Origin of the sequence: Phaeocystidibacter luteus (assembly GCF_008933115.1) — a bacterium.
In the GTDB taxonomy this organism is placed as follows: Bacteria; Bacteroidota; Bacteroidia; order Flavobacteriales; family Schleiferiaceae; genus Phaeocystidibacter; species Phaeocystidibacter luteus.
On the sequence record NZ_WBVO01000010.1, the window covers coordinates 24,868 to 35,890 of the forward strand.

General features: G+C 46.8%; 10 protein-coding genes and 1 tRNA gene. 6 read left to right on the forward strand and 5 right to left on the reverse strand.

Annotation, left to right across the window (positions count from 1 at the left end):
- Positions 1-86: 86 nt before the first annotated feature.
- Both F8C67_RS11490 and F8C67_RS11495 read left to right on the forward strand, forming a co-directional pair.
- Entirely contained in the window at positions 87-2,423 is a 2,337-nt protein-coding gene (locus F8C67_RS11490) for a TonB-dependent receptor (protein WP_151667998.1), read from the forward strand.
- A gap of 4 nt (positions 2,424-2,427) precedes the next feature.
- On the forward strand, positions 2,428-3,351 hold the full coding sequence (locus F8C67_RS11495) for a DUF4249 domain-containing protein (protein ID WP_170266439.1): 924 nt from the start codon (positions 2,428-2,430) through the stop codon (positions 3,349-3,351).
- Here the strand turns inward: F8C67_RS11495 and F8C67_RS11500 are convergent.
- Complete coding sequence (locus F8C67_RS11500; RefSeq protein WP_151668000.1) at positions 3,348-4,004, reverse strand: HD domain-containing protein; 657 nt, start codon at positions 4,002-4,004, stop codon at positions 3,348-3,350. The genes F8C67_RS11495 and F8C67_RS11500 overlap by 4 nt on opposite strands.
- A 45-nt stretch (positions 4,005-4,049) precedes the next feature.
- On the opposite strand from F8C67_RS11500, the gene F8C67_RS11505 reads away from it, so the two are divergent.
- Positions 4,050-4,214, forward strand: a complete 165-nt coding sequence (locus F8C67_RS11505; protein ID WP_151668001.1) for a Lacal_2735 family protein — start codon at positions 4,050-4,052, stop codon at positions 4,212-4,214.
- A gap of 573 nt (positions 4,215-4,787) precedes the next feature.
- On the opposite strand, the gene F8C67_RS11510 is transcribed toward F8C67_RS11505, so the two are convergent.
- The gene (locus tag F8C67_RS11510; RefSeq protein WP_170266440.1) at positions 4,788-5,405 is read right to left on the reverse strand and encodes a hypothetical protein; all 618 of its coding nucleotides are present in this window, start codon (positions 5,403-5,405) and stop codon (positions 4,788-4,790) included.
- Positions 5,402-5,761, reverse strand: coding sequence for a cytochrome c family protein (locus F8C67_RS11515; RefSeq protein ID WP_151668003.1), 360 nt, complete (start codon positions 5,759-5,761; stop codon positions 5,402-5,404). The genes F8C67_RS11510 and F8C67_RS11515 overlap by 4 nt, the downstream gene beginning before the upstream one ends.
- Before the next feature lie 852 nt (positions 5,762-6,613).
- On the opposite strand from F8C67_RS11515, the gene F8C67_RS11520 reads away from it, so the two are divergent.
- The 3 genes from F8C67_RS11520 (at position 6,614) to F8C67_RS11530 (ending at position 8,553) form a co-directional block, all read left to right on the forward strand.
- Positions 6,614-7,411 (forward strand): hypothetical protein, encoded by a 798-nt coding sequence (locus F8C67_RS11520; protein ID WP_151668004.1) that lies wholly within the window; start codon positions 6,614-6,616, stop codon positions 7,409-7,411.
- Positions 7,412-7,526: 115 nt separating this feature from the next.
- Positions 7,527-8,222, forward strand: coding sequence for a hypothetical protein (locus F8C67_RS11525; RefSeq protein ID WP_151668005.1), 696 nt, complete (start codon positions 7,527-7,529; stop codon positions 8,220-8,222).
- A gap of 246 nt (positions 8,223-8,468) precedes the next feature.
- A tRNA-Ser gene (locus F8C67_RS11530) sits at positions 8,469-8,553 on the forward strand.
- Between the two features lie 740 nt (positions 8,554-9,293).
- Here F8C67_RS11530 and F8C67_RS11535 read toward each other — a convergent pair.
- Positions 9,294-9,797 (reverse strand): hypothetical protein, encoded by a 504-nt coding sequence (locus F8C67_RS11535; protein ID WP_170266441.1) that lies wholly within the window; start codon positions 9,795-9,797, stop codon positions 9,294-9,296.
- A 120-nt stretch (positions 9,798-9,917) separates the two neighbouring features.
- Complete coding sequence (locus tag F8C67_RS11540; RefSeq protein ID WP_151668007.1) at positions 9,918-10,970, reverse strand: competence protein CoiA family protein; 1,053 nt, start codon at positions 10,968-10,970, stop codon at positions 9,918-9,920.
- Positions 10,971-11,023: the final 53 nt, after the last annotated feature.

Genomic DNA, 11,023 nt, shown 5'->3' on the forward strand with positions numbered 1-11,023 from the left:
AATAAATCCTCCCCTACCACGTTAACTTGCAGTATTTTGGCCCTGCTTTTGCTACACCGAATTCAACTTAACCTACACTCACATCAATGAGAAAGACCCTGCTCCTCTTGTTTCTGTGCGCTAGCGCGTATGGATGGGGACAAACACACACCGTGAATGGCTACGTAAGCGATGCCAGCAGCGGTGAAAAAATCATATATGCCTATGTATATGATCGCGTTTCAGGCATTGGAACACGCACCAACGACTACGGGTTTTACAGCCTGAACCTCACCGGCGATACCGCCTCTCTCCTCGTGAGCTTTATCAGTTTCACACCCCAAGAAATCAGTATGAAATTGGTTGGGACTGACATTCCGCTCAACATCGAGTTGATTCCAGATAACCTCATCGAGGAAGTTTTAATTGAAGAATCTAAAACCGAGGTTCCCATCCAGGAAGAATCACAGATGTCCACCATCCGCTTAGATGTTCGGCAGGTTAGAAACCTCCCCGTCCTTCTTGGTGAAACCGATCTTCTCAAAACCATTCAGCTCCTACCTGGTGTACAGTCAGGCTCAGAGGGTTCGAGTGGTTTTTACGTTCGTGGTGGGGGCCCCGATCAGAACTTAGTACTTATCGACGGAGTTCCGGTTTACAACGTTTCTCACCTCTTCGGTTTCTTTTCCATCTTCAATGGAGACGCCGTCAAGAGCGTCGAACTTATCAAAGGAGGGTTTCCTGCGGAATACGGAGGCCGACTCAGTTCTGTTCTTGATATCAGAATGAAAGAAGGTAACATGCGCGAATTCCACGGAGAGGGAAGCATTGGCTTGATTTCCTCACGCTTCACTTTTGAAGGACCCATTTGGAAGGACCGAACTTCATTTATATTCTCGGCAAGAAGAACTTACATCGACGCCCTAGTTGCCCCATTAATCGCCGCTGTAGAAGACGGCACTAGCGTCGGGTATTATTTCTACGACTTGAACGGAAAGGTTAACCACCGTTTCAACGATAACCACCACCTGTACTTTTCTATTTACAATGGCTTAGATAAATTCAGCGCATCCGATGAATACGAGTATTTCGACAGCGGTACGAAATACACCGATCGCTTTTCATCTGGACTAGATTGGGGCAATACGATCAGTAGCTTGCGTTGGAACTGGCGTGTGAATTCCTCCCTCTTCCTTAATACCACTGCGACGTACACGCGTTATAAGTTTAATGTGGATGTAGAGGAAGAAACCAAGGTTGAAGGTCCTGGTGTGGACTACAGAGAATTCTTCGCGGCGAACTACCTTTCCGATATTGAAGATTACGGCGTGAGATTCGATTTCGATTGGTTCCCACATCCAAATCACGAAGTGAAATTCGGTGGAGCCTATGTGAATCACACGTTCCGTCCCGGCATCAACACGTTCGAAAGCTCCGCTGATTCAAGTGCTGGTCTCGACACTACCTACGGGTCGACCATTCAATACGCCAACGAGTTTCAGATTTATGCCCGAGATAACTTTGACATCACCGATCGCCTCAAAGTGAATCTGGGTGTACACGCTTCACTCTTCAACATTGGTAGTGAGAACTACACGTCGGTTCAACCACGTGTTTCCGCTAGATACTTGCTCAATGACAAGTCATCCATCAAGGCCAGTTATGCAAATATGACCCAGTTCTTGCACTTGCTCACGAATCAAACTACTGGCCTTCCTACCGACCTGTGGGTACCTGCTACCGAGAACATTCGTCCGCAACAAAGCTGGCAAGTTGCCATGGGCTATGCACAGTCGCTGCCTTGGGACCTCCAATTCTCAGCTGAAGTCTACTACAAGGAAATGTCCAACCTCATTGAATATCAAGAAGGTGCAGGATTCTTCTTGGGCAGCACCGACTGGCAGAGTAAGGTCACGGTTGGACGTGGAACGAGCTACGGCCTCGAGCTTCTACTAGAGAAGAAAGTCGGTAAAACGACGGGGTGGATTGGCTACACGCTTAGCAAATCGACTCGCCAGTTTGACGAAGTGAACTTCGGGAATCCTTACCCCTATACGTATGATCGTCGACACGACCTCAGCATTGCATTGACGCACAAGTTGTCTGATACCTGGACATTCGGAGCAGTATTCGTGTACGGAACGGGCAATGCGGTGACGCTACCAACGGCTCAGTTCGTCGATGTCAATACCGGTCAGCTAATCGAGTACGTCGATCAAAGAAACAACTACCGAGCTCCTTCCTACCATCGATTGGATTTGAGCTTTACACATACCAAAAAGGTTAGATGGGGCGAAAGCATATGGCAATTTGGAATTTATAACGTCTACAGTCGTCAGAACCCATTCTACCTGTACTTCCAAAATACTGTTGATGGCCGGGAGTTGCGACAGGTTAGCCTCTTCCCTATTCTCCCATCTGTTTCATGGTCCTTCAAATTTTAAGATGATGAAAAAACTAGCATTATTAGCCCTTGCACTTCCCTTCATCGCTTGTGAAACCACAATAGATTTTGAAGGTGAACTTGCCGATCCACAAATCGTGGTATCGCCCGTAGACTATAACAGTAGCTCAGAGGATTACTATGGTCCTTATGGCTTCCATCCAGATTTGGACACGGCCGAGATAGTCCTCAGCACGAGCATTAACATTCTAGATGTTGGCTACCCAGAACCACTGGGAGATGCCTCGGTACAAATTCGTGAAAGAGGTGGCGCATGGAGATCTTTTGTCGGCAGTAATGTCGATGGATACTACACCTTAAGCCCATTTCAATTTGAAGAAGGCAAGTCGTATGAATTCAAGGCATCGCGCACGAACTACGAAAGCGTAAGTGGGGACTTCTCCATTCCAGTAAAGGTGGAAGTTGACGATGTACGATTGATTCGAAAAGTAGAAGGTGACACGATGATTGGCGAACCGAACTATTGGGAATATGAGGTTGAATTTACTGACCCGGGAGGTGCGCGTTACTACTCTATGTCTGCCTACTTGGTTACCACTCAATTCCCGCATGAGGTAATTTCAAGATACGTCATCACTTCGACGAGTCCCTTTGCGCAAGCATTATCTGATGGTGACTACTATTACTATACGGATGCATTGTACATGAACAATTCGCTTTTTGAAGGTAGAAAAGTATCCATCACCATCCGAGTTCAACAGCCGCTGGTACCGATCCCTTCGTACAGCTTTGCGATTGTTTTGAGGTCGCTGGATGAACACGCGTACAAGTACAACAGCTCAATCCAGCGCTATAATTTCTTTGGCGGAGGTGGCGACCCTTTCTCGCAGCCCGTGCAGGTGTACACCAACATTCAAAACGGACTTGGTTTTGTGGGAGGGTACTCGCTTGATATTGAGTTAGACTAACGGTTATCGCCCCACCACTCTCGTTCAAATTGGTCGAGGTACGTTACCATAAAATTGTGGCGTTCCTCGGCCAATTGCTTTCCAGCAACGGTCTGCATGCGATCTTTTAGCAGGAGAAGCTTTTCGTGAAAATGAGCGATGGTTGAAGACGTATTCTTCTTGTACGCATCGAACGACTCATGCTGTTCGTATTCTTCCTCGGGATCCCATAGAAGTCTGCTTCTGCTACCGCCGTATGCGAAAGCGCGAGCAATTCCAATGGCACCTAGGGCATCGAGTCTATCGGCATCCTGAACAACTGCCGCTTCGAGCGTTGATGTCTTCGTTTCCACCCCAGCGCCTTTGAACGTCACTTCGTTGACAATTGCCTTGATGGTTTCAGCAAGAGCCTCAGAGCCCCCTAGTTCTAGAATCCAATTTTTGGCAGTCTCGGGTCCGCTATCTACATCTCCACCGTTGAACTTCCAATCGTCCACATCGTGAAGTAGCGCGGCGAGCTCCACAATCTGGGTATCAGCCCCTTCCTCGATGGCGAGTAGCATGGCGGTTCTGCGCACTCGATCGATGTGAAACCAGTCATGGCCGGTCCCTTCATTCTCGAATTTTTGCTTGATGTACTCGGTAGTCTTTTCGATAATCTGTTCGGTAGTCATAAAACCTTCGTTGCTAGAATGGGTTAACAAAGGTAAAAGGGAAAAATGTTCGGATTATTCAAAAAGAAAACAGAAAAGGAGAAGCTCGAGGATAAATACCAGAAACTCTTGGACCAAAGTTATAAGCTGAGTCATACGAACCGTGCGGAATCGGATAAGTTGGCGGCGGAGGCTGAGGAGGTGAGGGTAAAGTTGGATGCAATGGATTGACTGGTGGCCTAATTGTTACCTCACACAGAGACACAGAGGACTCAGAGAATTTGGGGTTGAACGTGGCGTGGATCACCCGCCGGTGGTCGGGCAGGCTGCAAAACCGCTAATTAAAAAATCAATAGGAGTCAGTAAAAAACGCCAAATGTGATCACTGCTTCTCAGCTTTGCGGTTTATACCTCACAAACATATCCTCGGGCTAAAGCCGCGAGGCTAATAGAATAATCCCCTCTGGGGATTGGCGTTCGAAATGCCCGGCACGCGCTAAAGCACCGTGCCTATAGTCAGGAAGTCAGCTCATCAAACAATTTCATGACGTAAGTTTTGCGCTTTTTACGCGTCGCGATGATTTCAATATTGCGGTTTTGCCTTTTGCGGTTTTGCAGCCTGCCCGACCACCGGCGGGAGAAACAGATATCGCATATCCACCACAGCCCCCCGCGTTCTCTCTCCAACACGTACATCCTCTTTTTCTCTGCGCGAACCTCTGTGCCCTCTGCGACTCTGTAGCTTGCCCGACCAACGGCGGGTGAGGCCCAACCAACGGCGCGTGAGGTCACCACGCTGAATCCCTACTCACCCTCCGGTTCAAACACCACTTGTGCAATCTCATTCTCTACCGGCTCTAAGCTCGAGAAAAACAGCCATAGCGCATCTAGGTCTGTACTGTCTAAGCGGCTGAACGACCCCCACGGCATCGGGGATGTCATGTGCATGCGTCCGGCTGTCATTCGGTTGAAAAACATATTGCGATCCCAACCGTGCATAACACCAGTTTCATGAAGCGTCAAATTTGGAGTCACGAATTGCCAGCCTTGCGTTTCGGGCGTCGGTTCGAAAGTCATTCCTCCAGCATATTCTGGACCGATAAACGCACCAGATTTAAGGTCGCGATTAGTATGGCACCCACGGCAATTGGCGACACTTGCAGCGAGATATTTACCATACTCAACGGTTGCCCCCTTAACTACTTCCGGATGAGAATCCATTCCATCATCCATGGGCTTAAGCGCTAACGTTTTAATCGCCTTTCCCATCATCGTCCATTCCGTTGGTTCCACCACATGAGAAACGGGCTCTTGTGTGCGCAAGAATGCGATTACAGAATAGATATCCTCATCACTCATCGTTGAAAACGGCATAAGCTCAATAGTGGTTGTACCGTCGTGTAAGATGTTGTAGCGCATCATTCGGTAAAGCTCCCATCGCTTAGGTCACCAATGCCAGTTTCAGCATCTGGAGTGATATTCGGCGCTCTTAACAATGCGGGTGGAAGTGTAAACTCCATGCCGCCTTGAAGTGGTAAGTTTTCACCAGCATCGACTCGTGCTACATCCTCCATTTTGACATGGCAATGCGCACAATGTGCCGGTCCATATGCGAGATACTTTCCCTGGGCAATTCTTTCTGGAGTAATCTCTACGGAGAGTGATTCATCAACAGGATATTCTTCGGTGAAATCAACCTGATAAGAGAGGTTGACATAGAGTACTAGAATTAGAATCAGTCCGACGATAACGCCGACAATTTTTAGCAAGGTCTTCATATCGAGTAGGTTAGTTGTTGGACTTAAGGTACAAAAATTGGTGTGAGAGGGGTTGAGAGAGGATCTCGCAGAGAAATGGAGAAACATGCTGAGTGGGCAGAGAGCGCAGGGGATATGCTGGATGGGATTCACCCGCTAGTGATCGGACAGGCTGCAAAGATGCTATGCACTTCCATATCTAGACTGATGTGCGTGATGTGGTTCTCGCAAAACCGCGAATTAAAAAATCAATAGGAGCGAGTAAAAACGCCAAATGTGATCACTGCTTCTCAGCTTTGCGGTTTATTCCTCACAAACATATCCTCGAGCTAAAGCCGCGAGGCTAATAGAATGATCCCCTCCGGGGATTGGCGTTCGAAATGCCCGGCACGCGCTAAAGCACCGTGCCTATTGCTGGGAATTCAGACGCATCAATCAATCCCAGCACGCTGATGGGCACTTCCTACACCTGTTTTGCGTTTTTTACGCGCAACGATGATTTTAATATTGCGGTTTTGCCTTTTGCGATTTTGCGTGAACCACCCACGATGATCCACCCAGCACGATGATCCCCCGCGCCCTCCCTCCACCACGCACATCCTCATTTTCTCCGCGCGAACCTCTGTGCCCTCTGAGTCTCTGTAGCTTGCCCGACCAACGGCGGGTGAGGTCGCCACGTCAGATTATTCCCACATTTAACATTCCCGAAACCTCCCTCCCACTTCCCCTCTCTATTTTTGTTACACCAATAAACCGATATGACCGATATGCTTCGCTCCGTACCATTTTGGGTTAAAACCCTAGTTTACCTCGTGCTCGTTACTGTTGTAAGTGCATTTGCTTAGCGCTTGAGCAATACATACCTTTTATCCTATGAACAGGATAATCAAGACTTCACTCTCCGTATTAGGCTTGGCTGTTGCCAGCATTTCGTGTACCCCTACGTACAACTACGCCTCGGCTCCCATTGACAATGTTCACGCCTATCGTCCTAAAGCGAAAGCTGGGACGGATATGGCACAATCCATTTCCGTGAGTTATGACACTCAGGACGAGGGATACTATGAGCATGACGAGAATCTGGACTATGGACAGATTGACTACAACCTCTCCATGCGTGGGGATTGGTCGATTCACAACTTAAGCGCCAGCCTTGGTGCGGGCCAGTATACGATAGACAATGAGTTGAGCGGTAGACGCGATCTCTTCTACACATTTTTGATGGGCAGTTACGAATTCTCCGCCTACACGCGGTACGGATCTGCCGGATTGGAGTGGCGATACATCCAGATGGGTTTTGGCGGAGGTAGTGATATGGGAGCATATGCGGGAACGATGCGGAGGTTCGATGGTGACCTAGACTCTGACACGCTCGACTTTAACTTCTCGGGTTCACAGATCGCACACTTTTACCTCGCCACAGAGCTCAACTACGCACTCGGGAGCAATTCCAACATGGGATTACAGTTGGGCTTCCGACAAAACCTCCTATCGGTGGAGGCCTTCTACGCCTACCCTTTCACTTACCTCTATTACGAGCACAAGAACTATGGCGCTTTTGTGGGCTTCAATCTGTATGCGAGTACGGGACGTTCGAACGTAATAGACGGCATGTACACGAAGCCAGCCACGTATACCCGTCCGACTTTTGGGGTTTACTATAGCTTCTGAGGGACGATCAATCGCGTCGTTTTAGCCAGTAGATGAAAGAGTTCCATTCAATTTCATAGATTAAAGGAACTGAACCAATCCTCGGAATTCGCGTTCCGAAATAAAAACGACACCTATGAGAATGCTCTCTCGAAGCCTCGTATTAATTGCAATTTCCACTGCTTTATCCGCTTGCTTTGGGGGTGGCGGCGGGCCGATAATTGTTGATGTACCCTATGGGAATCCCACACCTGGGGCCACTACGACCTATATACCTAGGCCGACGATTCAAGATTCGGTTCGATACTCCTTGAGCTACAGCATGCAATCGTTTAGCAAAACATACCTCCCTCAGGACGAAAACAGATATCATGGCGACATCAATTTCTCTATGATTAAGCTATTATCGAGTTCCTACACTGTGGGACTTGTTGCAGGCGGAGGATGGGGTACCTATACGTTTAATCATCCCAGTATCAATTCTACAAGCAAGGATTATTACTCGGTTTATGCTGCGCTTGATGTATCTCGCGGGCACATGACCATAAACGACAAACTAACGATTACACCGACATATCTGCGATTAGGCCTTAGTTCTACTGTTGGTCAATACAGGTCATTCATTCCAGAATACGCAGATCGATTTGGGGGAAGAGACTCGGTCATCGTTGATGATCAAGGAAAGGTATCGGGGATATACAGCATTGGAATGCAAATCGATTATGAGGTTAACTCTGACTTTAATGCAGGCTTTAACTTGGAGATTCGAACCTTTTGGAAGTTCTGTGAACAACACACTGTTCCTAGACTCGAAGCTTGCCATAGAGTTTAGGGGCTTGGGTGCATTTGCGGTTTACTCGTACGCATTGGATCGAGATTCTTCAACGCCGCCAGTACAATTTGGAATGTTCTACGCCTTTTAGCAGTGGGGCACTCAGTCCATCACCTTGATCGCCAGTATTGTAGGAAACCGATTGAATGGGTAGAAGGACAGCTGGCAACATTGAGGGACGATTTTTCTTCAAAATGCTGTCATTTTCCCATTTCAATTTTATCTTTGCGCCCGGCTAAGCCACTAGGAGAGGTGGCAGAGTGGTCGAATGCGGCGGTCTTGAAAACCGTTGAGGGTCACACCTCCGGGGGTTCGAATCCCTCCCTCTCCGCAAAACTTGAAACCCTGACGAGCGCAGAGCGCTGTCAGGGTTTTTTGATTTATCGAACCGCGTAAAGCTAGCTTTCAAGCGGAGCGATGAATCAAAAAACTAGGGCATGACGAAGGAATGCCCGTAGGTTTCAAGTTTTGCAGGTCCACTTCACTGGGATGCCGCAAGCTGACGAGAGGAAGCGCTGCGGAATCCCGACCGAAAGCTCAACCTCTCCTCCCTACTCCCTTGCAGAAGTTGAGACATGAAAAAAGACCGTAATGCGAAACGAAGTGAAGCATCAGGCTTCAATTTTTTTGCAAGGACTCTCCCCCTGGGATCACAACCGCAGCGAAGCGAAGGTTGTAATCCCGACCGTTTACCAAACTTCCCCTAGAGCGGAGCGATGAATCAAAAAACTAGGGCATGACAAAGGAATGCCCGTAGGTTTCAAGTTTTGTAGGACTACCTCACTGGGATGCCGCGAGCCGAGGCACGAGGCGCTGCGGAATCCGACCACATCTCACAGGTGAGTCGAATCCATTAAATGAAACGCCTCGAGTATCGGCCTCGAACAACTGGTAAACTCCAGAATCCAACGGGTCTCTATCTTCCACAAAAGAGACTTCCGACCGACGCAGCTCCTCGAATATTGCATTCAAGTTGCTGTTCTCCATTAGATGTTTCTTCAGTAGTTTTTATAGGTGTCTCGAATTTCGAACAGAAATGGTTTCGATGGAAACGGTTTAACGGGAGTTTAACTACCACCTATCATGAAGGCGACCAAACAAGAATTCTTTCATTTCATAATCTCCACCAAGACGAATGTTCCTTGGTACTTCGTGTAGTTCTATTGCCCTGCTCTTTCTAAGCTCCCAATAGGGACTCCACATGCCATAATCCAAATACACTGTGGTGACCATTTCTCCTTCTTCCATTTCATGACTCACGCTATTCACATAATACATACTAGACCCTGTGTGACTTCGAAAATGAGGAAAGTCTACTTGCTCTGATCTCCTAGGGATTCTGTGCAATCCTTCGACTGTTACAAGCTTGAAGCCTTTGAACCCTGTAAGTGCAAACTGAACCTTTCCTTGCTTAACCTGAATAGGTACGTTAGCATAGTCCTCAGACATCAAAAGATTATGAATCTTATGAATTCGCTTATGAAAGGCGCTAGCAGATATGCCCATTTCATTCGCAATACTCTTTAGCGTTGGCATACGTTCATCTCCATGAAAGACATGCAGGAAGTTGCGCAAGAAACTTAGAGTGGATGCCAAAGCTCTGTCTTGTTCACAAACTTGAGTAGCCCTTGAGTGTTGATGGAGGATGTCGAAGAGGAGCTCCTTTGTGGGGGTGGTTTCGGGGTGCATGACGCGCTATTCAAAATACTTAAGGAAATCAGGATAGTTCCAGTTCATCTCCTCAAGCAACTGTTCGACATATTTTGCTTCCTTACGATATGCTGAGCAATCAGCAGCTTTATTGGAGTTACATGGTTCCTTTAAGAATTTACAAAAAATTGCTTCGTCATTGTAAAGTGAGGTGTTCTCTGCGTGATACCTGCACAAGAAGCAATTCTTCACTGGAAAATTCTTTTTTCCCAAAACGGCCACAGCAGACTTAAAGAAAAAAGGCTCAAATGTCCCGTAGTCTTCAAAGGTTGTTGAGAAGTAAATTTTATCTCCAAACCTCTTCCTCTTTTCTACAATCTCTCTTGGAGTGAGTTGAGAAAGGTGACATTTACCAGAGTTATATAGAACGAAAAAATTAAAGTACCTAAAACACGACCCCTTACATACATCCTTAACTGCCGGGGTGGTTCTAAAATTCAGAAAACGCACTTTTTCATTATTGACAGAAACTTTGCGTTTCTTAATTATGTCCAGATCATTCTCATTCTGTACGTCAAACTCGATTATCTTAAACTCGGAATTCTCTTTTTGCTCTGAAAGTTTATGAGTTACCGCAATCTCCACATAAACCTTCTCCTTTCTTGTTTCATTAAGTAGCAATAAATCAGGAATGAACTGACCATCCCTCTGCTCGTACTCAATTATCTTAAAATATCGAGTTAGATCAAATTTCTTTAACTTCTTATCATCCATGCAAGAGAATCCAATTGTCTCTTGAAAGTGGTTACACTCTACGTCTTGTTGAAGCTCAATAAAAAAAGGTATTCTAGTTTCTAGACACGTGGTGTAGACATCAAAAAAGACTTGTTTACCCAGCTTATGCAGGTATGTTTCGGGTGAGCAGTTAACGTGTTTTTTATGAGCAAAATGGTGAGCTTTCTTTTTACCTAGCCTAGGTATAAGTGGATTTCTGCATGATAAACACACATATCCTTCCTCATCTAAGGCTTCTCGATTGAGATCATTGATATCTACAAGTTCCTCTCCGGCGTCAAGTGCATATTGATATTGAATCATAGGTCAATTCGTGAATAACAATACATACTCAAGAAGAGTGCCATATCAATATA